Source organism: Nonomuraea sp. NPDC049141 (genome assembly GCF_040648415.1).
Classification (GTDB): Bacteria; Actinomycetota; Actinomycetes; order Streptosporangiales; family Streptosporangiaceae; genus Nonomuraea.
In genome coordinates this window covers 121,194-146,139 of record NZ_JBEZDR010000012.1, presented here as the reverse complement: position 1 = coordinate 146,139, position 24,946 = coordinate 121,194, and the positions used below count along the sequence as shown (strand labels likewise).

At 69.2% G+C, this 24,946-nt stretch carries 17 protein-coding genes; 6 read left to right on the top strand and 11 right to left on the bottom strand.

What is annotated here, in order from left to right:
• Positions 1-3 precede the first annotated feature (3 nt).
• Both AB0B91_RS34030 and AB0B91_RS34025 read right to left on the bottom strand, forming a co-directional pair.
• Positions 4-339, bottom strand: a complete 336-nt coding sequence (locus tag AB0B91_RS34030; protein WP_358328252.1) for a glyoxalase — start codon at positions 337-339, stop codon at positions 4-6.
• Positions 336-1,109, bottom strand: a complete 774-nt coding sequence (locus AB0B91_RS34025) for a trans-aconitate 2-methyltransferase (protein ID WP_358328249.1) — start codon at positions 1,107-1,109, stop codon at positions 336-338. The genes AB0B91_RS34030 and AB0B91_RS34025 overlap by 4 nt, the downstream gene beginning before the upstream one ends.
• A gap of 159 nt (positions 1,110-1,268) precedes the next feature.
• Here AB0B91_RS34025 and AB0B91_RS34020 point away from each other — a divergent pair, with 159 nt between their 5' ends.
• Complete coding sequence (locus AB0B91_RS34020; protein ID WP_358328246.1) at positions 1,269-1,769, top strand: MarR family transcriptional regulator; 501 nt, start codon at positions 1,269-1,271, stop codon at positions 1,767-1,769.
• Between the two features lie 295 nt (positions 1,770-2,064).
• Here the strand turns inward: AB0B91_RS34020 and AB0B91_RS34015 are convergent, their stop codons facing one another.
• Together AB0B91_RS34015 and AB0B91_RS34010 are read right to left on the bottom strand one after the other, a co-directional pair.
• Positions 2,065-3,861 (bottom strand): ABC-F family ATP-binding cassette domain-containing protein, encoded by a 1,797-nt coding sequence (locus tag AB0B91_RS34015; RefSeq protein WP_358328243.1) that lies wholly within the window; start codon positions 3,859-3,861, stop codon positions 2,065-2,067.
• 357 nt (positions 3,862-4,218) lie between these two features.
• On the bottom strand, positions 4,219-5,121 hold the full coding sequence (locus AB0B91_RS34010) for a 4-(cytidine 5'-diphospho)-2-C-methyl-D-erythritol kinase (RefSeq protein WP_358328240.1): 903 nt from the start codon (positions 5,119-5,121) through the stop codon (positions 4,219-4,221).
• Positions 5,122-5,680: 559 nt separating this feature from the next.
• On the opposite strand from AB0B91_RS34010, the gene AB0B91_RS34005 reads away from it, so the two are divergent.
• Positions 5,681-6,568: an arginase family protein gene (locus AB0B91_RS34005; protein WP_358328880.1), complete on the top strand. Its 888-nt coding sequence runs from the start codon at positions 5,681-5,683 to the stop codon at positions 6,566-6,568.
• 75 nt (positions 6,569-6,643) lie between these two features.
• Here AB0B91_RS34005 and AB0B91_RS34000 read toward each other — a convergent pair whose 3' ends face one another.
• Both AB0B91_RS34000 and rsmA read right to left on the bottom strand, forming a co-directional pair.
• Positions 6,644-7,618, bottom strand: coding sequence for an NlpC/P60 family protein (locus AB0B91_RS34000; RefSeq protein ID WP_358328237.1), 975 nt, complete (start codon positions 7,616-7,618; stop codon positions 6,644-6,646).
• A gap of 303 nt (positions 7,619-7,921) precedes the next feature.
• On the bottom strand, positions 7,922-8,782 hold the full coding sequence (rsmA, locus tag AB0B91_RS33995; RefSeq protein WP_358328234.1) for a 16S rRNA (adenine(1518)-N(6)/adenine(1519)-N(6))-dimethyltransferase RsmA: 861 nt from the start codon (positions 8,780-8,782) through the stop codon (positions 7,922-7,924).
• Positions 8,783-8,823: 41 nt separating this feature from the next.
• On the opposite strand from rsmA, the gene AB0B91_RS33990 reads away from it, so the two are divergent.
• Positions 8,824-10,632 (top strand): protein kinase, encoded by a 1,809-nt coding sequence (locus tag AB0B91_RS33990; protein ID WP_358328231.1) that lies wholly within the window; start codon positions 8,824-8,826, stop codon positions 10,630-10,632.
• Positions 10,629-11,849: a hypothetical protein gene (locus tag AB0B91_RS33985; RefSeq protein WP_358328228.1), complete on the top strand. Its 1,221-nt coding sequence runs from the start codon at positions 10,629-10,631 to the stop codon at positions 11,847-11,849. The genes AB0B91_RS33990 and AB0B91_RS33985 overlap by 4 nt, the downstream gene beginning before the upstream one ends.
• Before the next feature lie 17 nt (positions 11,850-11,866).
• Here AB0B91_RS33985 and dnaE read toward each other — a convergent pair whose 3' ends face one another.
• From dnaE to AB0B91_RS33970, 3 genes are all read right to left on the bottom strand, one after another.
• On the bottom strand, positions 11,867-15,421 hold the full coding sequence (gene dnaE, locus AB0B91_RS33980) for a DNA polymerase III subunit alpha (RefSeq protein ID WP_358328225.1): 3,555 nt from the start codon (positions 15,419-15,421) through the stop codon (positions 11,867-11,869).
• 126 nt (positions 15,422-15,547) lie between these two features.
• Positions 15,548-16,465 carry a ubiquitin-like domain-containing protein gene (locus AB0B91_RS33975; protein WP_358328222.1) on the bottom strand — a complete coding sequence of 306 codons (918 nt, stop codon included), beginning with the start codon at positions 16,463-16,465 and terminating at the stop codon, positions 15,548-15,550.
• An 82-nt stretch (positions 16,466-16,547) separates the two neighbouring features.
• The gene (locus tag AB0B91_RS33970; RefSeq protein WP_358328219.1) at positions 16,548-17,423 is read right to left on the bottom strand and encodes a TatD family hydrolase; all 876 of its coding nucleotides are present in this window, start codon (positions 17,421-17,423) and stop codon (positions 16,548-16,550) included.
• Between AB0B91_RS33970 and AB0B91_RS33965 the strand changes: the two genes are divergently transcribed.
• Positions 17,422-20,682, top strand: a complete 3,261-nt coding sequence (locus AB0B91_RS33965; protein ID WP_358328216.1) for a BTAD domain-containing putative transcriptional regulator — start codon at positions 17,422-17,424, stop codon at positions 20,680-20,682. The two genes, AB0B91_RS33970 and AB0B91_RS33965, sit on opposite strands and share 2 nt — an antisense overlap.
• A 24-nt stretch (positions 20,683-20,706) precedes the next feature.
• Positions 20,707-21,930 carry an FAD-dependent monooxygenase gene (locus tag AB0B91_RS33960; RefSeq protein WP_358328213.1) on the top strand — a complete coding sequence of 408 codons (1,224 nt, stop codon included), beginning with the start codon at positions 20,707-20,709 and terminating at the stop codon, positions 21,928-21,930.
• Here AB0B91_RS33960 and metG read toward each other — a convergent pair.
• Complete coding sequence (gene metG, locus AB0B91_RS33955; protein ID WP_358328210.1) at positions 21,875-23,656, bottom strand: methionine--tRNA ligase; 1,782 nt, start codon at positions 23,654-23,656, stop codon at positions 21,875-21,877. The genes AB0B91_RS33960 and metG overlap by 56 nt on opposite strands.
• A gap of 61 nt (positions 23,657-23,717) precedes the next feature.
• Positions 23,718-24,941: a glycosyltransferase family 2 protein gene (locus tag AB0B91_RS33950; RefSeq protein WP_358328207.1), complete on the bottom strand. Its 1,224-nt coding sequence runs from the start codon at positions 24,939-24,941 to the stop codon at positions 23,718-23,720.
• Positions 24,942-24,946: the final 5 nt, after the last annotated feature.

Here is a 24,946-nt window from a genome sequence, read left to right as displayed (position 1 = left end):
ACTTCACACTTCTTGCAATAGCTCGATTCTGTTCCCCACCGGGTCCGTGAGGTAGATCCGGCGGTAGCCCGGGAGCAGGTCGTCGGGGGGTTCGGTGCTGAACGCGTTGAGGTCGTCCACCAGGAACGCCGGGTGCGCCTTCCTGGCGGGCCGGAAGTCGTCCTCGATGCCGAGATGCACCTCGACGCCCTCGCCACGGAACCAGACGCCACCGCGTTTGGCCAGATCAGGCGGTTTGGGGACCTCCTGGAGCCCGAGGACTCCTCCGTAGAACTCCCTCAGCATCGGCTCGCTCCCCGCGGGCGCGGCGAGCTGGACATGGTGCAGGCCCTTGATCACTGCTGCTGACGTTTCTGCGCCACCACGAAGATGCGCCGGAACGGGAACGGCGTGCCGTACGGCTTGGCCGGATAGACCTGGTCGAGCCGCTGCGCCAGCTCGGCCGTGAACTTCTTCTGCTCGTCGGCCTCCAGCCGGTCGAAGATCGGGCGCAGGGCGGTGCCGGAGATCCAGTTCAGCACCGCGTTGTCGCCCTCCAGTAGGTGGACGTACGTCGTCTCCCAGGCGTCGACCCGGCAGCCGCGCAGGAAGTCGACGTAGCCGGCGGCGTCGTCGACCGGGCTGCCCCGGTCGAAGTCGCCGAGCCGATCGGACCACGCGGGCGTGGCGCAGAGCTCGCGGATCGCCACGTGGCTGGGGGCGTCGAAGTTGCCCGGCACCTGGAAGGCCAGCCAGCCGTCCGGGCTCAGCGAGTCGATCCAGTGCTCCAGCACGTCGCGGTGCGAGGGCACCCATTGCAGGACGGCGTTGGAGACCAGCACGTCCACCGGCCGGTCGGGGCGCCACGTGGTGACATCGGCGACCGTGGACCTGATCTGCTGGTGCCGGCGGGCCTCGGTGATCATGGCTGGGGAGGCGTCGAAGCCGTCCACGGTAGCCTGGGGCCAGCGGCGGGCGAGTTCGACGGTGAGTTCGCCGGTGCCACAGCCGGCGTCCACGACATAATCGGGGCTGTCGGCGCCGATTCTGGCGGTCAGCTCGAAGAACGGGCGTGCTCGCTCGTCGGTGTACCTGGCGTACGTTGTGGGATCCCAGATATCTCTCGACATAGAGATTATTGATATCGAGATATGTATCTCGATGTCAAGACAGTACAATCTGACCATGACACAGGACGCGCTCCCCCCGATCTGGCGATCTGGTGTCGCGAACGAGGAGCCGCAGGACGCGCTCTTCCCGATCTGGCGATCTCATAGCAAGGCGGTGTCGTGAACGAGGAGCCGCAGGACGAGGTCGACCGGCTGGTGGCGGCCTGGCGGACGGAGCGCCCGGACCTCGACGTCGAGCCGCTTCAGGTGCTGTCGCGGGTTTCGCGCCTGGCCAAGCATCTCGACCGGGCCAGGCGGGCCGCGTTCGCCGAGCACGATCTCGAGCCGTGGGAGTTCGACGTGCTGACGGCGCTGCGGCGGGCGGGCAAGCCGTACGAGCTGAGCCCGGGGGCGCTGATCCGGGCCACGTTGGTCACGTCGGGCACGATGACGAACCGCATCGACCGCCTCGCCCAGGCATCCCTGGTCCGGCGGCGGCCGGATCCAGAGGATCGGCGGGGGGTGCTGGTGTCGCTTACCGAGAGCGGGGTGGCGCGGGTGGATGCCGCGTTCGCGGACCTGCTGCGACGCGAGCACGCCCTACTCGCCGCCCTGGCCCCCAACGACCAACACACCCTGTCCGCTCTGCTCCGCACCATGCTCGCGCCGTTCGACTCCTAGCCGCTCGCGTTCCGCAGAGGGCGAACGGCACAATTCCACGGTCTGTCTCAAGATTTGAGACGCTTGTTTTCTGTACGGCTTCGCATGGGTTGCCCGTGCCGCCGTCGTTGGCGCGCGACCGTCAAGCGCCGGTCGTGAAGGCTCACGGGGTGCTCGCCGTAACGACTCGTTCTTGGCCGCCTTCTTCGGAAGCCCGTCACCGCTCGTCCATCGGGCGTCTGCTTCAGAAGCCAGACGCCCGCATGCATGCCAACCGCTTACCGCTACGGCGCGTACTTGGGCCCCTGCTTCCGAGTCAGTCGCTCAGTCGGTCGGCGAGTTCGAGCCACTCGGCTTCGACTGTGTCCTTCTGCTCGAGGATGTCTCTGAGCTGGGCATCCAGGGAGCCTAGTTTGGCGTAGTCGCTGGCCGCGTCCGCCATCGCGGCGTGGAGCTTGGCCTCCTGGTCGCCCAGTCGGTCGAGTTGGCGTTCGAGGCGGTTCAGCTCCTTGCGGAGCTCTCGCTCCTCCTTGGCCGACATGCCCTCTTGGGGGGCTGCGGGCTGGGTCTGGGCGGGAGTGGGCTGGGGTGAGGTCGTTCGCGCTGTCAGGGCGGTGCCCTGAGCTCGCCGGGCCAGGTATTCGTCCACGCCCCCCGGAAGGAACGAGAGCTTGCCGTTGCCCAGGAGGGCTACGCACTTGTCTGTGACGCGCTCCAGGAAGTAGCGGTCGTGGCTCACCAGGATGAGCGTGCCGGGCCAGCCGTCGAGGAGGTCTTCGAGCTCGTTCAGCGTCTCGATGTCGAGATCGTTGGTCGGCTCGTCGAGCAGCAGCACGTTGGGGTCGTCCATGAGCAGCCTGAGCAGTTGCAGCCGCCGCCGCTCGCCACCCGACAGGTCGCCGACGACCTTCCACTGCGCCTCGCCCTTGAAGCCCAGGCGTTCGAGCAGCTGGGAGGCGGACCACTCCTTCTTGCCGACCTGGATGTACTTGCGGATCTCCTCGACCGTCTCCAGCACCCGGCGGGTGGGGTCGAGTTCGGCCAGTTCCTGGGACAGGTGCGCCAGCCGTACCGTCTTGCCCCTGGCCATCCGGCCCGAGTCGGGCTGGACCGTGTCGGCGAGCAAGCGGAGCACGGACGACTTGCCGGAACCGTTGACGCCGATCAGCCCGACGCGGTCGCCCGGCCCGAACTGCCAGGTGCAGTCGTCGAGCACCAGCGGGCCGCTGCCGGGGCCACCGGCGTGCAGGGTGACGTCTTCGAGGTCGTACACGGTCTTACCGAGCCGGACCGCCGCGAACCGCAGTAGTTCCACGCTCTCGCGAGCCGGCGGCTCGTCGGCGATCAGCGCCTGGGCGGCCTCCACCCGGAACTTGGGCTTCGACGTACGCGCGGGCGGGCCGCGCCGCAGCCAGGCGATCTCCTTGCGCATGAGGTTCTGGCGGCGTTCTTCGGCGGCCTGGGCGATGCGCGCCCGCTCCGCCTTCGCGAGCACGTACGCGGCGTAACCGCCCTCATACCGCTCGACTCGCCCGTCCACGACCTCCCACGTCCTGGTGGAGACCGCGTCGAGGAACCACCGGTCGTGTGTCACGACCACCAACGCGCTCTTACGTCCGGCCAGATGACCGGCGAGCCAGGCGATGGCTTCAATGTCGAGATGGTTCGTGGGCTCGTCGAGCATGATCAGGTCGTGCTCTTCGATGAGCAACTGGGCCAGCGCGGTGCGCCGCCGCTCACCACCAGACAGATCCCCCGCCTTGGCCTCAAGATCGAGATCGCCGATGAGATTACTGAGAATCTCGCGGACGCCCTGATCCCCCGCCCATTCGTGCTCGGCCTTCTCACCCAGCACGATCTCCCGGATGGGCATCGCCGGGTCGAGCGCGTCATGCTGCGTCAGCATGCCCACCCGCAGCCCCCGGGTATGGGTAACCCGGCCGCTGTCCGGCCGGACATCCGCCGCGATCACCGACAGAAGTGTGGTCTTACCGCCGCCGTTACGTCCGACGACACCTATGCGCTCTCCGACCTCGACGCCGAGGGAGACGTCGCTGAGCAGCGGCTTGGGCCCGTAGGCATGGGAAACAGACTCGAGATTTACCAGATTCATGGCCTTACCAGGGTATCGGCCCGCGCGACGCTGTGGTGACGACGCCAAGCCGCCACCGCACCGGGGGCGTCCCCCAATCGGCGAGCGGGCGAGCAACCGGGCGGGCGAGCGGCCAGATGGACAAACAGGCGGACGGGGAAGGAGGACGTGACAAGCGGCCGGACAGACGAACGGGGAAAAAGACGTGACAAGCGGCCGAACAGGCGAACGGGCGGGGGGCCATCCAAGCGGCCCCGCGCTGCCCGCTCCCCCCGTCTGGCAGCGCTTCCATCCTCCTCTGAACAGTCGCATCGCACCCTAGAGGGGGCGTACGAGAGAGAAGGCGTACGGCAGAGGGGGCGTACGGCGCTGACGGCCTTAGACCACTATCGCGCCCGGGACAGGGCCGTGGGCGGGGATGGCGGTGCGGGTGATGTTGGTGGTGGAGAGGGCGGTGGCCAGTTGGTCGGCGTGGGCGGCGTCGGTCGCGAGGAAGGCGCAGGTGGGACCGGAACCGGAGACGATCGCGCCGAGTGCGCCGTACTCACGGCCGGCTTCGAGGGTGCGGGCCAGTTGAGGACGGAGTGTCAGGGCGGCGGGCTGGAGGTCGTTCGTCAGGTACGCGCCCAGTTTGCGGGCGTCTCCGGCGCCGAGCGCCTCCAGCAGGGGGTCGCTCAACTGCGGCCAGGGGATTTCGGCACTGGTCGCGGCGCGGAGCCGATCGCATTCGGCGTAGACAGCGGCGGTGGACAGCCCACCCTCCGCCACCGCGAACACCCAGTGAAACTGGCCGCCGGTCGGCAACTCGCTGAGCTGTTCGCCCCGGCCGATCCCCACTGCCGTGCCCCCGAGCATCGAGAAGGGCACGTCACTACCTAGATCACCGGCGATCTCCATGAGATCTTCGAACGGCAGGCCAAGCCCCCACAGCTCGTTGCATGCCACCAGGGCCCCCGCCGCGTCGGCGCTCCCCCCGGCCATGCCACCGGCCACGGGAATGGCCTTATTGATGATCAGCGCCACACCATAAGTGCGGCCCGCGTGCTTGGCCAGGGCTCTCGCGGCCTGAATCGCGAGGTTCTCGTCATCGAGCGGGACACGGTCCGCCCAGTTTCCCCCCACCGTGACGGTGATCGACTCGGACTCCTTGGCGACCACTTCGTCGAAGATCGATACCGCGTGGAAAACGTTGACCAGGTCGTGATAGCCGTCTTCGCGGAGCGGTCCGACGGATAGCTGCACGTTGACCTTCGCGGGCACCCGTACGGTAACCGAACTCATCGATCTTCTGTCACTTTCGTCGCTTGGCGGGGTCGAGGACTCATGAGCTTATAGTGGCTCGCTTCCTGGTCACGTGATTCTCGGCAGAAGTGGTGAAGCCCTGTATGGGACCCGAGCCAACGCGCGTACCCCTGGAGGCCGGTGACATACACAGAGGTTAAGGCGCTTGACGGACCAAACGACCGGACGGCCGGTACAACCGAATCGTCTCACTCACTGGAACTGCCTGATCCACCGGCGCTGCGGCCCCAGAGCACTGAGGGCCACGAACCCTGCGGGGCTGCGGGGCTGCGGGGCTGCGGGGCTGCGGGGCTGCGGGGCGGACGGTAATGCCGGGCTGCAGGCGGACGGTACTGCCCGGAGTGCCGGAGTGCCCAGAGCCTGGTGGCTGGTGGCTGGTGGCTGGACGTGGGTAGGTCGCTGCAGTAGGGGAAATATGGGCTTTTGAGAGGAAGAGAGTGTTTTGTTGGAAGTGACGGTTGTTGAGGTGCCGCAGTGGCGGGGGTCGGGGTCCAGGACGGCGGAGCGGCTGCGGGAGGGGGCTCGGCTGGTGGCCGAGATGGTGCCTGCGGAGCGGCGGCTGCGGGTTGATGTGGATGATGATGATCTGATCGTTACGGCTGCTCGGGTGCGGGCGGTGATGTCGCAGTTGGGCGATGGGCTCGTGGTCACTGCCGGGGGTGATTGCGGAGTTGAGTTGGAGCCGGTGGCGACGGCTCGGCGGAAGTACGGGGATCGGCTGGTGGTCCTCTGGTTCGATGCTCATGGGGATCTCAACACGCAGGCCAGTTCACCTTCTGGGGCGTTTCACGGCATGGTGCTGCGGGCTCTCACCGGTGAAGGGCCGGAGGGGTTGGTGCCTGAGGAGCCGATCCGTCCGTGGCAGATCGTGCTTGCCGGGGTGCGGGATCTCGATCAGGCCGAGGTCGCGTTCGTTGAGGCGAGCGGGGTGCGCCATCTGGGTGTGACGGACTCCGTGGCGCTGGTCGACGCTGTTGCTTCGGCTGGCCTCGATCGGGGACAGGGTGGTCGCTCGGAGAACCCGGACCATGGGCTGGGGCTTGGGACTGAAAACTCCGATCGTGGGTCGGGACTCCGGACTGAAGGGTCCAGTCGTGGGTTGGGGCTTGGGACTGAAGAGTCCAGTCGTGGATCGGCGATTGGGGTGGAGAAGTCCAGCCGTAGGCAGGGGGGCGGGATCGAGGAGAAGGTCGTTTACCTTCATATCGATCTTGATGTGTTGGATCCGGAGATGTTCGGGAGCGTCGGGACGCCGGCGCCGGGTGGGTTGCGTCCTGATCAGCTGCTTGAGTTGGTCGGTGCGCTGGCGGAGCGGTTTGAGGTGGCCGGGCTGGGGATCGTGGAGTATGAGCCGGCCAGGCAGGAGGATCAGGAGCTGCTTGCGCCGCTGGTCGACAGGCTGGTCAGAATTTGCGCCCGTACTTGAGTAGCCGGACCGCACCCGGCGAAATGGGGGATCGGGTGCGGTCCGAGTGTGCGGAGCCCTGCTACGGGCTGTAGGTCAGCCTGGGCGTACGGCGCCTCGGTAGAGGGGGCGATAGTAGGTGGAGGTCAGGAACGGGGTTCTTCTGACTACGTCGCCGGTTTTGGGGGCGTGGATCATTACGCCTCCGCCCAGGTTGAGGCCGACGTGGGTGGGGTCACCGGTGCCGCCGCCGAAGAAGACCAGGTCGCCCTTGCGTAGGTCGTCGAGCGTGACTCTGCGGCCCTGGCGGAACTGGGTGCCTGTGTAGTGGCCGAGCCTTATGCCAGCTTTGGACCAGGCGTAGAGGGTGAGGCCGCTGCAGTCGAAGCCCTTGGTGTGGGCTCCTCTGCCTATGCCTGTGGTGGCGCCGGATGGTGCGCCGCCGCCCCATGAGAATGGGGTGCCCAGCTGGTCGATGGCGGCTGCTGTTGCTATGTCGCCCTTGGTCAGGGGCTTGGTGGGTCTCGGCTTGGTAGGAGTATTTCGGGGGGCCTGGGCCGGGGGGTTGGGGGCGGGGCAGGACTCTGGGGGCAGGGGGATGAGGACGTAGATGGGCTGGTTGTTGTGTGCCAGCGCATCAGGAGGTAGGGCGAAGAACGGCTCTGGTGGGACGGGGATGTCCTGGGGGTGCTTCGTCTCGCGGTCGTTGGCTGCGGGTGGGTTGGTGGGGAGGGCGATCAGGCGGAAGCACGGGGTGGTCGGCGGTTCGGGTGAGGTGGTGGTCGCGGCGGCCACCGCGCTGGGGGATGCGATGAGGGCCGCGAGGGTGCCGCCGCCGATCGCGAGCCAGGTAAGAGCAGAGCAAGTGGTCAGGGCAGAGCGAGTGGCCGGGGCAGAGCGAGTGGCCGGGGCGAGATGGATGTCCAGGACGGGGGCTGTGTCCGGGACGGGGGCTGTGTCCGGGACAGGGCGGGTGTCCAGAGCAGGACTGGGGGTCAGGTCGGAGCGGGTGTCCAGAGCGGGGCTGGGAGTCGGGTCGGGGTGAGGGGTCAGGGCGGGGCGGGGGGTCATGGTGGGCCTCCTGCGGCGTGCGGAATGGAGGCCCCAGGATCTTGCGATTGGTCAGGGCGGCGGGGAGCCGAACGGGGTTCTGTGGATAGCCGGGGATACGGGGGCAGGCTCTGTGGATATCCAGGGGTGCCGGACAACGCAGGACTCGGTGGATAGCGGGCGCGCCGGACAACGCAGGTGTCTGTGGATATCCAGGGGTGCCAGACAGCGCACGACTCGGTGGATAGCGGGCGCGCCGGGCGAAGCGGCTCTTTGGAGGTCCTGGGGGCCAGGTACGGCAGGTTTCAGTGGATAGCGGGCGATCTAGGGTTTGACTTCGGCGATCCGGGCGAAAGCCGTCACGTCCAACTGCTCTCCCCTCTCCGAGGGGTTCACCCCAGCGGCCCGCAGCGCGGCCTCCGCCTGGGCGGGGCTTCCGGCCCACGTGGCCAGCGCGGCCCGCAACGTCTTACGCCGCTGCGCGAACGCGGCGTCGATCACTGCGAACACCTCCTCCCGCGACGCGGACGTCTCAGGCGGGTCCCGCCGGACCATGGAGACGAGGCCGGAGTCCACGTTAGGGGCGGGCCAGAACACCGTCCGTCCCACCGGCCCGGCCCGTCGTACGTCCGCGTACCAGGCGGCCTTCACCGACGGCACCCCGTACACCTTGGAGCCGGGCCCCGCCGCGAGGCGGTCGGCCACCTCCGACTGGACCATCACGAGGCCCTTGTGCAGTGACGGCAGCGCCTGCAGCAGGTGCAGGACCACCGGGACCGCGACGTTGTAGGGGAGGTTCGCGACCAGGGCGGTGGGGGTGTGGCCCAGCAGGTCGGCGGAGGTGATGCGCAGGGCGTCGGCCTCCACGACCGTGAGCTTGTCGCCGAGGCCGCGGTCCGCGACGGTTACCGGGAGCTGGGCGGCCAGTACGGGGTCGATCTCGACGGCCACCACGTGCTGGGCCGCGGGGAGCAGCGCGAGGGTGAGCGAGCCGAGGCCGGGCCCGACCTCTATGACCACGTCTTCTGGGGCGAGTGCGGCGACTCTGACGATGCGCCGCACGGTTCCCGCGTCGATCACGAAGTTTTGGCCTAGCTTTTTCGTCGGACGAAGATTTAGCTTATCCGCCAAAATACGTATTTCTGTAGGGCCCAACAGGCTCATCATCCAACCAGTCTCCCGCATCGAAGAACCTGCGATGGCGGATGGGGGCACCACAGGGGAGGATGGCCGTGGAACAGGAAGGGACGTCCTTGATGGAGCCAACGGGCGCCGCGCCGCTCCGCCCGACGGATCTGCGAGAAATCGGGCCATACCGACTGCTCGGCCGGCTCGGCGAGGGTGGAATGGGTACGGTGTTCCTGGCCAGGGCGCCGACGGGGCGGTTCGTCGCGGTCAAAGTGGTGAAGGCGGAGTTCGCCAACCAGCAGGGGTTCGCCGACCGCTTTCACTCCGAGGTGGAGAACGCGCGGCGGGTGGCGTCGTTCTGCACGGCACAGGTGCTCGACAACGGCAACACCGGCGACGGCCGGCCGTACATGGTGACCGAGTACATCGGCGGCACCCCGCTGTCGGACCAGATCGCCAAGTACGGCGCGCTGGACCCGGGGCCGCTGCACGGCGTCGCGCTGGGAGTCGCGGCGGCGCTGGCGGCGATCCACGTCGCCGGGCTGGTGCACCGGGATCTCAAGCCGGCCAATGTCATCTTGTCGCTGTCCGGGCCGCGAGTGATCGACTTCGGCATCGCCAGGGCGCTCGACAGGGAGACCGGGTTCACGATGTCCGGTGAGCTGCTGGGCAGTCCGGGCTGGTGGGCGCCCGAGCAGGTGCGGGGGGAGACGGTCACTCCCGCCGCCGACATCTTCGCCTGGGGCTGCCTGATCGCGTACGCCGGTAATGGGCGCCACCCGTTCGGACGCGGCGACCCCATCACGCTCGCGACGCGCGTCCTGAACACGCCGCCCGACCTGGGCGCGCTGCCCGCGCCTCTCGACGAGTTGGTACGGCGGGCGACCGACATGGAGCCCGCCCAGCGGCCCACGGCCCAGGACCTGCTGATCGCCCTGGTCGGCGGCAGCGCGCCCAAGCCTGCGGCGGCGACGGTGGACAATCCGCCGACCCTGGTGGCGCCCGGGCTGCTCAACGACTGGGAGCCGCCGCAGAACGTGGTGAACGAACCTGACATCACGGCCACGTTCGCCACGCCGCCGCCCAGTGACACGACGGCCAAGGGGCCGGCCGTGGCCACCGACGTACCCCCACAGGAGTCGAAGCAGGCCGATCTGCAGGAGCTGGCCCGCCGGGAGGAGCAGGCCGCCCGCGAGGAGCTGGCGCGTTGGGAGGTTCCGGCCCCCGAGCAGCCGACTCCGAAGAAGCCCAAGAAGCCCAAAAAGGAGCGCTTAGCCGAGCAGGCCCCTCAGCCCGACGACGAGCTGAGCGTGCAGGCCCGAAACACGGACCCGGGACGCCAGGCCGAGGAACTGTCCACGGACGACACCCAGGCCCCCCTCCCCGGCCGCTCCCTCAGCACCCGCTGGCTCATCGCGGCCGCCGCGGCCGTGGCGGCCATCGCCGTCACCGTCGGCGTCCTCATCGTCACCTCCAGCCGCAACATCACCCCGCCCGCCCGGACGCAGACCCAGTCGGCGACCTCCTCGGCGCGGCCCAACGACGTCGGTCACCGGTTCGCGCTCGGCAAGTCCTTCGACGACCCGCAGCTCATCGTCGTCGCGGCCCCGCAGTGCGGCCTGAAGGAGTTCGAGGGCAAGACGCAGACCCAGGGCCAGCTGTGCGTGGTTCGCTGGACGATGCTGAACCCCGGAGGCGAACGCCAGGAGATCGGCGACCCGATCGTCTCGCTGCTCGACGACAGAGGCGGGCGCCACGACCCGGTGGAGGCCACGTTCCCGGCGGTGATCACCGCGGGCAGCCGGATCGACAACGCGTTCGTGTTCGACATGCCGCTTTACCGCAAACCCGTAGAGCTGTCCGCCACCAGACTCAAGAACGGCAACCAGATCGAGGTCCGGCTGTGAAGACGATCGGTGCGGCGCTCCTGGCGCTCGCGCTCGCCGTGGGCGGCACGCTCGCCACCGGCACCCCCGCGACAGCCGCCACGAGCACCACCAAGAAGGCCGCCTGCTCGGGTACGAGTGACTTCGACGGCGACGGCCTGGAGGACGTGGCGGTCGGCGACCCGTTCGCCGACGGCGGCAAGGGCGCCGTGCACATCCTCTCCGGGGACAAGGTGATCCCGATTTCGGTGCCCGGCCTCCAGCAGGGTGACGCGCTCGGCTGGTCGGTGACGCTGGCCAAGGTCGATCCCGGCAACCCCTGCGCCGACCTGGTGGTGGGGGCGCCGTACACGGACGTCGACGGCGTCAAGGACGCGGGTGCGGTCTATGTCGTGTACGGCGGGGGCAGCCCGGCACCGCAACAACTGGTGGCGCCCGAGCCGCAGCGCGATGCCCACTTCGGCTGGTCCCTGGCGTCCCGGGGCAGCCTGGTGGCGATCGGCGCGCCGTACGAGGACCAGGCCCAGATCGCCGACGCGGGCTCCGTCTACGTGCGCGAGGGCACCGGTCGGCTGATCAGGATAAATCAGGACTCGGCGGAGGTGCCGGGCAACGGCGAGGTCGGCGACCAGTTCGGCTGGTCACTGGCCGTCGGGCCGGGCAACAGCCTGCTCGTCGGCGTCCCGTACGAGAACGACGACGGCGCCGGCCGCCAGGTCGACGCGGGCAAGTCCGACTCGGGGGCCGCGGTCCGCATCGACAACGTGCTGGCGCCGACGCTCGCGGGGGTCAAGCTCGACTCGCCCACCAAGGCCGCCGGAGACAGGTACGGCTACGCGGTGGCGTACGCCGAGGGGGCCGGGTTCGCGGTGACCGCGCCGGGCCACGGCTATGTCCAGCTCTACGACCCGGCCATGCGCCCGACGAGGCGGGTGGGGCAGGGGGCGGGGTTCGGGTTCTCGATGGCCGCCTCGGCCGACGGCAAGGTGGCCGTCGGCGCGCCCTATGAGGGAGGCGTACGGGTGCTGTCGTTCAAGAACGCGGCCGAGGACAAGAGGCTCCCGGCGTCGGACGGCCTGTTCGGGTGGTCGCTGACCTACAGCGGCAACAAGCTCTACATCGGCCAGCCCGACGCCGTGCCGGCCGGCAAGGTCCTGGTGCTGGCCCGCAACTCCGATGAGCTGCGGCCGCTCCAACCACCCGCCGGCGCCGACTTCGGTAGCTCGATCGCCGGTTGACCCAGCCGGCCGCGGACTTACATCATGATCGCCTCCGGGCCGAACAGCTGCTTGACGTCCGCGGCGAAGCTGGGTTCGGCATTGACGGAGAACTCCGGCAGAGCACACACCATGATCTTCCCGGTCAGCCGCTGCACATTGATCCGCAGCGGCACGTTGCCCTGGTGCAGCTTCAGCACGTTACGGAGTTCTTCCACGGCTTCCTGCGTGAGGCGTTCCTCGCGCACCTGGATGGTGATGGGATGCCCGGAATCGCTGGTGATGCCGGACACGTCGAGTGGGGTGAGGTCTTCCGCGAAGATGCTGATGGCGCCGTCACGGTTGTTGACCTTGCCGCCGACCGACACCACGGCATCCCCGCGCAGCTCCGGCGCGTACAGCTCGTAGCTCCTGGGGAAGAACAGGCACTCGATGGCCGCGTCCATGTCCTCGACGGTGACGATCGCCCACACGTTGCCGGCCTTGTTGACCCGCTTGTCGACCTTGGTGATCAGGCCGCACACCCGGACGTCCCCGCGGTCGTCACGGCCGCTTTCGAGCAGTTCGGCGATCGTGGTGTCCCGGTGGCGGGCCAGGAGCCGCTCCGTGCCCGCCAGGGGGTGATCCGACACGTACAGGCCGAGCATCTCCCGCTCGAAGTCCAGTCGCGTCTTCTTGTCCCACTCCATGTCCGGAATCTGTACGGAGAACGCCGCCGTGCCCGCGTCGTCGCTCGGGCCGCCGAACAGCGAGTCCTGGCCGTGGGCCTCGTTCTTCTTGATGTCGATGACCGAATCGACCGCCGGCTCGTGCACCATGAGCAGCGCCTTGCGCTGGTGGTCGAGCGAGTCGAACGCGCCCGCCTTGATCAGCGATTCGATGACCCGCTTGTTGCAGACCGTCAACGGCACCTTGCCGAGGAAGTCGTTGAAGTTCTCGTAACTGCCCTTCTCGGCGCGGGCCTTCACGATGCCTTCGACGACGTTCTCACCGACGTTGCGGACCGCGCCCAGGCCGAACCTGACCTTGTCGTCGCCGACCGCGACGAAGTCGAGCTGGGAGTCGTTCACGTCCGGGGCGAGCACCTGGATGCCCATCTTGCGGCACTCGGCCAGATAAACGGCGGCCTTGTCCTTGTCGTCCCCCACGGAGGTCAGCAGGGCGGCCATGTACTCGGCGGGGTAGTTGGCCTTGAGGTAGGCGGTCCAGTAGGCGACGAGGCCGTAGCCGGCGGTGTGGGACTTGTTGAAGGCGTATCCGGAGAACGGCAGCATGACGTCCCACAGCGCCTGGGTGGCCTCGGCGGTGTAGCCGTTGCCGTGCATGCCGGCCTGGAAGTTGGCGAACTCGGCGTCCAGGATCTCTTTCTTCTTCTTGCCCATGGCGCGACGCAGCAGGTCGGCGCCGCCCAGGGTGTAGCCGGCCAGCTCGCGGGCGACGGCCATGATCTGCTCTTGGTAGACGAGCAGGTGGAAGGTCGGCCCGAGGATCGGTTCGAGCGCTTCCTTCAGCTCGGGGTGGATGGGGTCGATGTCCTGACGGCCGTTCTTGCGGTGCGCGTAGTTGGTGTGCGCGTTGGCCGCCATCGGGCCCGGCCGGTATAGAGCGAGCACGGCGGCGATGTCCTCGAATCGGCTCGGTTCCATCAGCTTCAGGAGCTGCCGCATCGGGCCGCCGTCAAGCTGGAACACGCCCAGGGTGTCGCCGCGGGCCAGCAGCTTGTACGTGGGCACGTCGTCGAGGGGAAGGGTCAGGGTGTCGAGTTTGACGCCCCGGTTCTGCTCGATGATCTTGATGGCGTGGTCGATGATGCCCAGGTTTCGTAGCCCCAGGAAGTCCATCTTGACCAGGCCCATGTCTTCACAGGACGGGTAGTCGAACCCGGTGATGATCACGCCGTCCTTGTCCCGCATGTGCATGGGGATCAGGTCCAGCAGGGGCTCCGAGGACAGGATGACCGCGGCCGCGTGCACGCCGGTGCCGCGGATCAGGCCCTCGATGCCGCGGCCGGTGTCGATGACCTTGCGTACGTCCGAGTCGTTCTCGTACAGGGCGCGGAGCTCACCGCCCTCGTTGTAGCGGGGGTGGTCCTCGTTGAAGATGTCGGCGAGCGGGACGCCCTTGCCCATGACGTCCGGCGGCATCGCCTTGGTGATCTTGTCGCCCATGGCGAACGGGTAGCCGAGAATCCGGCTCGCGTCCTTGACGGCGGCCTTGGCCTTGATCGTGCCGAACGTGTTGACCTGGGCGGTCGCTTCGCTGCCGTACTTCTGCGTCACATACTGGACCATCCGGTCCCGCTGGCGGTCGTCGAAGTCGAGGTCGACGTCCGGCGGGTTGATGCGCTCGGGGTTCAGGAAGCGCTCGAACAGCAGGCCGTGCTCCAGCGGGTCGAGCTCGGTGATGCGGGTGGCGTAGGCGACGATCGAGCCGGTGGCGCTGCCTCGGCCCGGACCCACGGCGATGCCGTTGTCGCGGGCGTACTTACAGATGTCGGCGACCACGAGGAAGTAGGAGGAGAACCCCATGGGACCGATGACCTTCATCTCGGTCTCATACCGCTCCATCACCTCGGCGGGGATGGGTGTGCCGTAACGCAGCTCCAGGCCGCGCTCCACTTCCTGGCGCAGCCAGGATTCCTGCGTCTCCCCCTCGGGCACGTCGGGGAACTGCGGCATCCGGTCGACGTGCTGGAACACGTCGCCGTAGTCGCCCACCATCTCGGCCACGAGCAGCGTGTTGTCACACGCTTCCGGCATTTCGGCGAACAGCTTGCGCATCTCGTCGGCGGACTTGAGGTAGTAGCCCGACCCGTTGAACCGGAAACGGTTGGGGTCGTCCTTGTTCTTGCCCACGCCGACGCACAGGAGGCTGTCGTGCGCGTCGGCCTGGTCCTCCGTCACGTAGTGGGAGTCGTTGGTGACCAGGAGCGGGATGTTGAGCTGCTTGGCCAGGCGGAGCAGGTCGGCGCGGACCTCCCGCTCGATGCTGATGCCGTGGTCCATCAGCTCCAGGAAGTAGCTGTCCTTGCCGAAGATCTCTTGGTATTCGCCGGCGACTCTGACCGCCTCGTCGTACTGGCCGAGCCGGATCCGGGTCTGCACCGCGCCGGACGGGCAGCCGGTGGTGGCGATGATCCCGTTCGCGTGCTTGGAGATCAGGTCCTGGTCCATGCGGGGCTTGGAGTAGTAGCCCTCGAACGACGCCAAGGAGGACAGCCGGAACAGGTTGCGCAACCCGTCCGCGTTCTTGGCCCACATGGTCATATGGGTGAACCGGCCGCCGCCGGAGACGTCCTTGCCGCCCTCACCGTCGGCCACGCCGGTCTCGGCGCGCTGCCCCCAGAAGACCGGCTTCTTCACGAACCGGTTCTCGGGGGCCACATAGGCCTCGATGCCGACGATCGGCTTGACCGGGCTGCCCTTCGCCACCTTCTGGAACTCGTACGCACCGAACATGTTGCCGTGGTCGGACATCGCGATGGCGGGCATCTGGAGCCGCTCGGCTTCCTTGAACAGCGGCTTCATCTTGGCCGCTCCGTCAAGCATGCTGTACTCGGTGTGCACGTGCAGATGCACGAAAGACTCGCTCACCCGTTCCCCTTACCTCGGCGCCAGCCCGTCCTCTCGGATGAGCTTATTCCGTCTCATGAGGCTGTTGGGGCATCGGGCGTGAGGGGCCGACACCTTGTTGTGAGCCTGTTGCAGGCTGGCAAGCGGCTAGCCGAAAAGCCGTGATCCACACTCCCGCCACTGGCCCTGCCACCGGCCGCCGACCAACTGGTAGAGGAGCTGTGCCCGATAGGTCTGCTCCTCCGCCGGCCAGGTATGCGGCAGCCCGGTGCCGCCGACGGCCGCCCACATGGGCAGGCTGAATCCGTACATCCCGTAATAGGGCCCGGCGGGGTTGACCGCCAGCGGGTCGCCGTTCGACATGCACTGGGCCAGCGCGGCCCAGTCGAGCCCCGCCACGGTCGCCGGCACGATCACGGTGTGCGGCGGCGGGGGCGGGCTGACCCTGATGACGGTCCCCTGCGCCGGGAAGCTGTCGAGCGGCGGCCGTACCCGGTAGCCGCGGTGCAGCGGGACGCGGCGCTGCCTGAGCACCTCGCGGACGGTACGGCCGGTGGTCGTGGTCGCCGTCCGGACGCCGCCCGTCTCTACGTACACCTCACGTCGCGTGTACATCGAGAGCGAGAGGCCGGACAGCGGCACGTTCCGGCCCGGCGGGACCGACAGTCTGCCGCCGGCCGGGCTGATGTCGAGCTCGGCCAGCGCGTCGCCGACGTTCGTGGCGGTCACCAGGTGCTGGGTGGTGCGCCCGTCGACGGTCAGGGTGATGGGACGGGCGTGGCGCACCTCGATCCACGTGCCGTCGACGAGCTTCTCCTGCCCGGCCGGTCGTACGGAGTCGCCAGACCCCACCGGCACACCGGCCTCGCCGAGGACCTCCCGCACCGAGCCGGCGAAGCTGCGCAGCGCGATCTGCTTGCCGTCGACGACCAGCACCACGCTCTTGACCAGGGTCGCGACGGTCACGATCCCGCCCACGGCCATGACCGCGAGCAGGCAGAACACCGGTGTCCACGGCGAGCGCCAGGCAATCCGAGGGCGTGGGGCGCGCCTCTTTCCTCGCACGGTCGACCTCCGGTAGCGGCTTCGGGCGGCTCGACGTTAGTGGCGCCCGCGCCGTCGCCTCCACCGGTTCACGGAAAGATGGTCACCACTCTCCGAAGACCGAGACTCCGTTGACGCTGATGGCCTCGCACAGCTCATCCGGATGGACTCCCTTGACCTCCGCCAGGCAGCGCAGGGTGAGCGGGATGAGGTAGGGCGCGTTGGGCTTGCCCCGGTACGGCACGGGCGGCAGGTAAGGAGCGTCGGTCTCGACCAGCATGAGCTCCATCGGCGCGACCTGGGCCGCCTCCCGGAGGTAGGAGGCGTTCTTGTAGGTCACCGGCCCAGAAAAAGACATGAAATATCCGGCTTCGGTGCACTTTTTCGCCATTTCAGCATCGCCCGAGAAGCTGTGGAACACCACCACCGGCGGCGCGCCCTCGGCGGCCAGCACCTTCAGCACGTCGTCGTGCGCGTCGCGGTCGTGGATGACCAGCGCCTTGCCGGTGCGCTTGGCGATCTCGATGTGCGCCCGGAAGCTCGCGTGCTGGTCGTCCTTGGCCGCCCAGTCACGGTAGTAGTCCAGCCCCGTCTCCCCCACCGCCCGCACCTCGTCGCGCCCGGCCAGCGCCTCGATCTCGGCCAGCGTCTCGGGCGTGGCCGCGTGCGCCTCGTTGGGATGGATCGCGACGCCGGCGTAGATCCCCTCGTGCTCCGCCGCCGCCTCGGCGTTCCACCGGGAGGACGGCAGGTCGTAGCCGATCGTGACAAGCCGGGTCACACCAACGGCGCGCGAGTCGTCGAGGATGCTCCGTACGCTCGCCGACGCCGCCTGTGCCGCCTGCGCCACCGGATCGCCCGAGGACGCCTGCCGGTTTCCGACCATGATGTCCAGATGGCAGTGGCTGTCGAACACCGGCGCGGACAGCGGCTCCGGCGGGCTGGGAATCTTGCTCACGCCCTCTAAAGTAACCTCCATGCGCTTCGGCATCCTCGGCAGCACCCGTGCCTGGCGCGCGGACGGCGGCGAGGTGCCACTCGGCGGCCGGGCCCGGCGGGCCCTGCTGGCGCTCCTGCTCATCCGGCCCGGCGAGGTCGTCACCTACGACCGGCTCATCGATGTCCTGTACGGCGAGCAGCCGCCCAAGAACGCCCAGCACGCCCTGCACTCCCAGGTGTCGAGGCTGCGCGGCGACGGCATCATGGTCGAGCGGGCGGCCACGGGTTACCGGCTGGCCGTCGATCCCGGCGACGTCGACGCGCACCGGTTCCTGCGGCTGGCCGAGGCCGGGCGGCAGGCTCTCGACGCCGACCCGGACCGGGCCGCCGCGTTGCTGGGCGAGGCGCTGTCCCTGTGGCGCGGCACCGCGCTCGCCGATCTCGACCCGGCGCATGCCGTGCCCCTCGAAGAGCGGCGTGTGGCCGCTCAGGAGGACCGGATCGAGGCCGACCTGCGGCGAGGAGCGTACCGGGCGGCGATCCCGGAGCTCGGCGAGCTGATCGAACGTCACCCGCTGCGCGAGCGGCTGCGCGGCCAGCTCATGCGGGCCCTGAGCGCGGACGGCCGCCAGGCCGAGGCGCTGGTCGTCTACGAGCAGGTAAGGCGGCTACTGGCCGACGAGCTGGGCGCCGACCCCTCACCCGAACTGACCGTCCTGCACCAGAACCTGCTACGCGGCGAACTGACCCGCCTGACACCACAGCCCACCCCCGCCCTGGCCACCGCCGGACCGACCGGACAGATCGTGGTCGCATCCGGTGATTCCGGGCGGTCGCGGATGCCGGCTCGGCTCACCAGCCTGGTTGGCCGGGCCTACGATCTGGCCGCGGTCGGCGCGCTCATCGACTCGGCCCGGCTGGTGACGCTGCTGGGACCGGGCGGCGCGGGCAAGACGCGGCTGGCGGTCGAGGTCGCCGGGCGGCGTCCCGACGCCTGCCTCGCCGAGCTGGCCTCCCTGACAGAGGGCACCGGCCTGCCACAGGCGGTGCTCGACGCGCTGGGCGTGCGTGAGGGCGGCCTGCTGAGCGGCCCGGCCGAGCCCTTGCCCGGTCGGCCCGCAGGCACGGGCGCGGGCACGGGCGCTGGCACGGGCACGGGCACGGGCACGGCCGAGTCCGCAGCCCTGTCGCGGTTGATCGCCGCCCTCGCCGAGCGCCCGCTGCTGCTCGTGCTCGACAACTGCGAGCACCTGATCGAGGGCGTCGCCGCCTTCGCGGAGCGGTTACTGGCCGCCTGCCCTCAGCTGCGCATCCTGGCGACCAGCCGCGAGCCGCTCGGCATCACGGCCGAGCACCTCTGGCCGGTACGCCCGCTCGCCCCCGCCGACGCCGTCCGTCTCTTCACCGACCGGGCGGCGGCGGTCCGCCCGGGGTTCACGCCGGACGAGACGGTCGAGCGGATCTGTTCCGCGCTGGACGGCCTGCCGCTGGCGATCGAGCTGGCTGCTGCCCGCATGCGTACGCACGAGGCCCCCGAGCTGGCCGAACGCCTCGCCGGCACCGACCGCTTCCGGCTGCTGTCACGCGGCAGCCGTACCGCCGACGCACGACATCAGACGCTCCGCGCGGTCGTCGCGTGGAGCTGGGAGCTGCTGACCGAGCCCGAACGCGCGATGGCGGCCCGCCTCACGGTCTTCTCCGGCGGCGCCACCGCGACGGCCGCCGCCGAGGTGTGCGGCCTGCCCGACGCCGAGGAACTGCTCGACTCGCTGGCCGACAAGTCGCTGGTGAACGTGGCCGCCGGCCGCTACCGCATGCTGGAGACCATCCGCGCCTTCTGCGCCGAGCAGCTCGCCGACAAGGCATCCGTACAGCGGGCGCATGCGACGTACTTCCTCGGCCTGGCGCAGCGGGCCGACCCGCACCTGCGCGCGGCCGAGCAGCTCGACTGGCTGGAGTCGCTGTCCGCCGAGCACGACAACCTCCGTACGGCCCTGCGCTGGGCGGCCGAGGCGGGCGAGGTGCGGCTCGGCATGCGGCTGCTGGCGGCGCAGTCCGCCTACCTGTGGATGCGCGGGATGCGCGGCACCGCCAGAGCCTCGGCCGTCGCCCTGCTGGAGGCGGCCGGGCCGGCGCCGGATCCGGAGCTCGGCGACGCGTACGTGCTCTGCCTGCTGACCGTGGCCGGCGGCGAGGGGGCCGGGGAGCTGTGGGCCCGCCACTCCGCCGTGGCCGACGCGATCGTGTCGGCTGGAGAGGGGGCGCGGGACTACCCGGTTCTCACGTTCCTGTGGCCGATGATCACAGCGGCCATGCACGCCCCCGAGCCGACTCTCGCGGTGCTGGCCAGGGCCACGACGAGTCCCGACCCGTGGGAGCGCGCCATGGCCCGGATGATGTGGGCCTATTCGCTGATGGCTCGCGGCGAGTACGCCCAGGCACAGGCCGACCTGATCTCGGCGCTCGACGCCCTGCGCGCGCTCGGCGACCGGTGGGGGTCGATGATCTCGCTCGACGCGCTGGCCTGGCTGGCGGGCATCCACGGCGACCGGGACACCGCGCTGGCCCGCACTGACGAGGCGATCGTGCTGGCCGAGGAGCTGGACGCGACCGAGGACCTGGCCGATCTGCTGTGCAACCGGGGCGATCACCACCTGCACGCCGACCCCGCCGCCGCCAGGGCCGACTACGAGCGCGCCGCCGAACTGGCCCGGCGCGTGGGCGTGCCGACGAACGTGGCGTCGGCGCTGCGCGGGCTCGGCGACGTGGCCCTGGAGGAGGGCGACCTGGTCAGGGCGCGGGAGCTGCACGAGGAGGCGCTGCGGCGCTCGGATCCCCGGTGGCTCAGGAGTGCGGGCAGCAGGATCCGGCTCCTGGTCGGCCTGGGACGCCTCGCGGAGGCTGACGGCGACCCGCACGCGGCCGGGGCCTGGCACCGGCGGGCGATCGAGGCCGCGCTCGCGACGGGCGCGATGCCGGAGAGCGCCCGGGCGTTCGAGTCACTCGCCCGGCTCGCGCTCCTCGACGACGGCGGTGCTCGGTCGGCCGCCAAGTTGCTGGGGGCCGCCACCGCGGTGCTCAGCGGGATCCGGCTCGACACGCCGGTAAGCGCGGACGTCTCCGCCCGGGTGCGGGCCGTCCTGGGCGACGAGGCGTACGAGCGGGCCTGGACCGAAGGCGCGGCACTCACCCACTTCCAGGCGGCCCTCCTGGCGGGTGTGTCCGATGCGGCGATCGACTCCTCACCGCTGCGCCTGATCGCCACCCTGCCCGGTGAGCTCGGGGTGAGACCGCGGTGAGCGCGCCCCGCGATGCTCGGCCGCATGGACATTCTGCTCTCCGGCGCCAGCGTCGCCGGTCCCGCCCTGGCCTACTGGCTCAACCGCTCCGGACACTCCACCACGATCGTCGAACGGGCGCCCGCCCTGCGTGACGGCGGCTACTCGGTCGACTTCCGCGGCGACGTCCACCTCACTGTGCTCCGCAAGATGGGCATATTCCAGGAAATTCAGCGACGGCAGACCCACATGGGTGCCATGTGGAACGTCAACGAGGCAGGCAAGAAGCTGAGCGCCCTGCCGGCCGACCTGTTCGCCGGCGACGTCGAGATCCTGCGCGGTGACCTCGCCGAGATCCTCTACGACCTCACCAAGGACCACACCGAGTACATCTTCGACGACTCCGTCGCCGCGCTCGACGAGGACGCCGACGGGGTCACGGTCACGTTCGAGCGGGGGCCGAGCAGGCGCTTCGACCTGGTGGTCGGCGCCGACGGCCTGCACTCGAAAGTGCGTGAGCTGGCCTTCGGTCCCGAACGGCAGTTCCTGTCGTACCTGGGCCTGTACTGCGCGATCTTCACGACGGAGAACTACCTCGGCCTCGACTACAGCGGCCAGGCCTACGGCACACCGGGCAGGATGGTCGCCCTCTACAGCGCCAGGCAGAACACCGAGGCCAAGGCCATGTTCTGGTTCGGCTCGCCGGAGCTGACCTATGACCGCCGTGACAGCCGCAGGCAGCAGGACCTGCTGGAGCAGGCGATGGCGGGCGTCGGCTGGGAGGCTCCCCGGCTGCTGCGCGACATGCGGCGGGCCGGCGACTTCTACTTCGACGCCATCGCCCAGGTGCGGATGGACCGCTGGTCACGCGGCCGGGTCGTGCTGCTCGGCGACGCCGCCTGGTGCCCCTCGCCGCTGTCGGGCATGGGCACCGGGCTCGCCATGGTGGGCGCGTACGTGCTGGCGGGCGAGCTGGCGGCAACCGGCGACCACCGGACCGCCTTCGCCGGGTACGAGGCGGCCATGCGCGACTACGTGCTCGCCTGCCAGAAGATGGGCGAGGGCGTCAGTAAGTTCATGGTGCCGGAGAACAGGTTCATGCTCTGGTTCATGAACCAGAACTACAAGCTGATGCCGTACCTGCCGTGGAAGGGCCTGATGGCGCGGTCCGCGCGGAAGACGGCCGCCGCCATCAGGCTCAAGGACTACGAGATCAGTCGGCCAGCCGGGCCAGCTCCTCGTCCACGACCTTCGGGTCGAGCTTCTTGAACAGCGGCACCGGCGGCGCGAGCGGGGTGCCGGGCTTGATCTGCCGGTGCTCCCACTGGGCCGCGCCCTGGTAGTCGCCGGTGATCACCGGGTAGGGGGTGCCACCGTCCTCGTCGACGTCGTGCATCTCCGGCATGCCGGACCAGACGCCCTCGCCGCCGAGCATCGCGTGGACCTTGTTGGACGAGCCGGGCAGGAACGGCGTGAGCATCGTCTTGGCGTCGTCGACCACCTGGAGGGCGACGTGCAGGATCGACTTCTGCCGCTCCGCGTCGTCCTTGAGCTTCCACGGCTCCTGCTCGGCCAGGTAGCGGTTGGCGTCGCGGACCACGTCGAACGCCTCGGTGATGGCGTTCTTGAACCGTGAACGGTTGAGCTCGGCGCCCACCGGTCCGAAGGCGTTGCGCGAGCGCTCAAGCAGCGCCCGGTCGGCGTCGGTCAGCTCACCGGCCTCGGGAATCGCGCCGAAGTTCTTGGCCGCCATGGAGATCGACCGGTTGACCAGGTTGCCCCAGGCCGCGACGAGCTCGCCGTTGTTGCGGTTGACGAACTCCTGCCAGGTGAAGTCGGTGTCCTGGTTTTCCGGACCGGCCACGGAGATGTAGTAGCGCAGCGCGTCGGCGTCGTAGCGGGCCAGGAAGTCGCGGACGTAGATGACGACCTGCCGGGAGGAGGAGAACTTCTTGCCCTCCATGGTCAAAAACTCGCTGGAGACCACCTCGGACGGCACGTTGAGCGCGCCCAGCGACCCCGGGGAGCCGCCCCTGGCGCCCTGACCGTTGTAGCCGAACAGCATCGCGGGCCAGATCTCGGCGTGGAAGACGATGTTGTCCTTGCCCATGAAGTAGTAGCCGCGGGCGTCGGGGTTCTGCCACCACTGGCGCCACGCGTCGGGGTCGCCGGAGCGCTTGGCCCACTCGATGGACGCGGACAGGTAGCCGATGACGGCGTCGAACCAGACGTAGAGCCGCTTGTTGGGCTGGTCGCGCCAGCCGTCGAGCGGGATCGGCACGCCCCAGTCGAGGTCGCGGCTGATCGCCCGCGGCTGCAGGTCGCCGAGCAGGTTGAGGGCGAACTTGAGCACGTTGGGCCGCCACTCGCCCTGCTTGGACTGCAGGTAGGAGCCGAGCACCTCGGCGAAGGCGGGCAGGTCGAGCATGAAGTGCTCGGTCTCGACGAAGATCGGCGTCTCGCCGTTGATGCGGCTCTTGGGGTTGATGAGCTGGATCGGGTCGAGCTGGTTGCCGCAGTTGTCGCACTGGTCGCCGCGGGCACCGTCGTAGCCGCAGATGGGGCAGGTGCCCTCGACGTAACGGTCGGGCAGGGTGCGTCCGGTGGACGGGGAGATCGCGCCCATCGTGGTCTTGGGGAAGATGTAGCCGTTGTCGTAGAGGCCCTTGAAGATCGCCTGCGCGACGGCGTAGTGGTTCTTCGTCGTCGTGCGGGTGAACAGGTCGTAGGACAGCCCCAGGCCGGTCAGGTCTTCGGCGATCACCCGGTTGTAGCGGTCGGCGAGCTCGCGGGCGGTCACGCCCTCCTTGTCGGCCTGCACCTGGATGGGCGTGCCGTGCTCGTCGGTGCCGGACACCATCAGCACCTTGTTGCCCGCCATCCGCTGGTAGCGGCTGAAGACGTCGGACGGCACGCCGAATCCGGATACGTGCCCGATGTGGCGAGGGCCGTTAGCGTACGGCCACGCTACGGCGGTCAAGATGTGCTGGGACATAGGCCAAGCCTACGGTGCGACCGCGGTCGCCTCGTACCGAATCCCGGCACGAGGCGAATGATCAACGCGTCGTGGACTCCTCGCGGGACACGGCCTCGGCCGCCTCCTCGGCCACCTTGGCGGCGACGTCTATCGAGCTCTCGCGGGTGCGGCGGATGCCCAGGATGCTGATGAACAGCGCCGCGAAAATGGTCTGGAAACTCATGATGAGCGCCGTGGCCGACGGCACGACGATGCGCAGCGACTCACGCGGGTCGAGCGAGCCGAAGCTGCGGACCTGCCAGTGCACCAGCGACATCACCAGGCCGACGAGACCGGCCAGGGCCAGCAACCCGCCGACCACCAGGCCCTTCTCCAGCGTGACGATGTCGATGAGCTTGCGCACGCGTTGCGACTCGGGCAGGAAGCCCTCCTCGGCCGCGTAGACCTTGGTGAACAGCGCGAACAGCGCGGCCTGGAAGCCGATCACCACCGCCGCCGACGCCCCGACCAGGGTGTCGACGTCGAAGGCCAGCTCGCCGATCTCGACGGGGCCGAACGTCAGCGCCGTGCCCGCGACCAGCCCGAGCACCATCAGCAGCAGGCCGGGGTAGAAGAACAGCCACTTGGGGCTGTACAGCATGAGGAAGCGCAGGTGGCGCCAGCCGTCACGCCAGGAGCGCAGGTGCGGCGGCCGGGAGCGGCCGTCGGGTGACAGCGTCGTGGGCACCTCGCGCACGTCGAGGCCCGACAGCGTGGAGCGGACCACCATCTCGGAGGCGAACTCCATGCCGCCCGTCTGCAGCTGGAGCCGCAGGATCGAGTCGCGCCGGAAGCCGCGCAGGCCGCAGTGGAAGTCGCCGATGGCCGACGGGAAGAACAGCCGGCCGATGAACGACAGCACCGGGTTGCCCAGGTAGCGGTGGAGCGGCGGCATGGCGCCAGGCGCGATGCCCCCCTTGAACCGGTTGCCCATCACGAGATCGGCACCGTCGCGCAGTTGCTCGACGAACGGGAGCAACGAGGTGAAGTCGTAGGAGTCGTCGGCATCGCCCATGATGACGTATTTGCCACGTGCGGCACGGATGCCGCCCATGAGCGCGTTGCCGTAACCCTTCTCATCGACGTGGACGACGCGAGCACCGGCGTCACGGGCGAGCTGCTGCGAGCCGTCCGTGCTGCCGTTGTCGGCGATCAGGACTTCGCCCTCGATGCCGTGCTCTTCCATGCACGCCAGTGCCTTGCGTACACAGACTTCCACGGTCTCCGCCTCGTTGAGGCAGGGCATGACCACCGTCAGTTCCACGTCTC

Excerpts from the sequence above, each read along its gene's own strand:
- AB0B91_RS34005 (WP_358328880.1), top strand. The coding sequence starts at position 5,681 with ATGGTGCCTGCGGAGCGGCGGCTGCGGGTTGATGTGGATGATGATGAT.
- AB0B91_RS33965 (WP_358328216.1), top strand. The coding sequence starts at position 17,422 with ATGCGCTTCGGCATCCTCGGCAGCACCCGTGCCTGGCGCGCGGACGGC.
- AB0B91_RS33970 (WP_358328219.1), bottom strand. The coding sequence starts at position 17,423 with ATGGAGGTTACTTTAGAGGGCGTGAGCAAGATTCCCAGCCCGCCGGAG.
- rsmA (WP_358328234.1), bottom strand. The coding sequence starts at position 8,782 with ATGCGGGAGACTGGTTGGATGATGAGCCTGTTGGGCCCTACAGAAATA.
- AB0B91_RS34025 (WP_358328249.1), bottom strand. The coding sequence starts at position 1,109 with ATGTCGAGAGATATCTGGGATCCCACAACGTACGCCAGGTACACCGAC.
- AB0B91_RS33960 (WP_358328213.1), top strand. The coding sequence starts at position 20,707 with ATGGACATTCTGCTCTCCGGCGCCAGCGTCGCCGGTCCCGCCCTGGCC.
- metG (WP_358328210.1), bottom strand. The coding sequence starts at position 23,656 with ATGTCCCAGCACATCTTGACCGCCGTAGCGTGGCCGTACGCTAACGGC.
- AB0B91_RS34015 (WP_358328243.1), bottom strand. The coding sequence starts at position 3,861 with ATGAATCTGGTAAATCTCGAGTCTGTTTCCCATGCCTACGGGCCCAAG.
- AB0B91_RS34000 (WP_358328237.1), bottom strand. The coding sequence starts at position 7,618 with ATGACCCCCCGCCCCGCCCTGACCCCTCACCCCGACCCGACTCCCAGC.
- AB0B91_RS33990 (WP_358328231.1), top strand. The coding sequence starts at position 8,824 with ATGGCCGTGGAACAGGAAGGGACGTCCTTGATGGAGCCAACGGGCGCC.
- AB0B91_RS34010 (WP_358328240.1), bottom strand. The coding sequence starts at position 5,121 with ATGAGTTCGGTTACCGTACGGGTGCCCGCGAAGGTCAACGTGCAGCTA.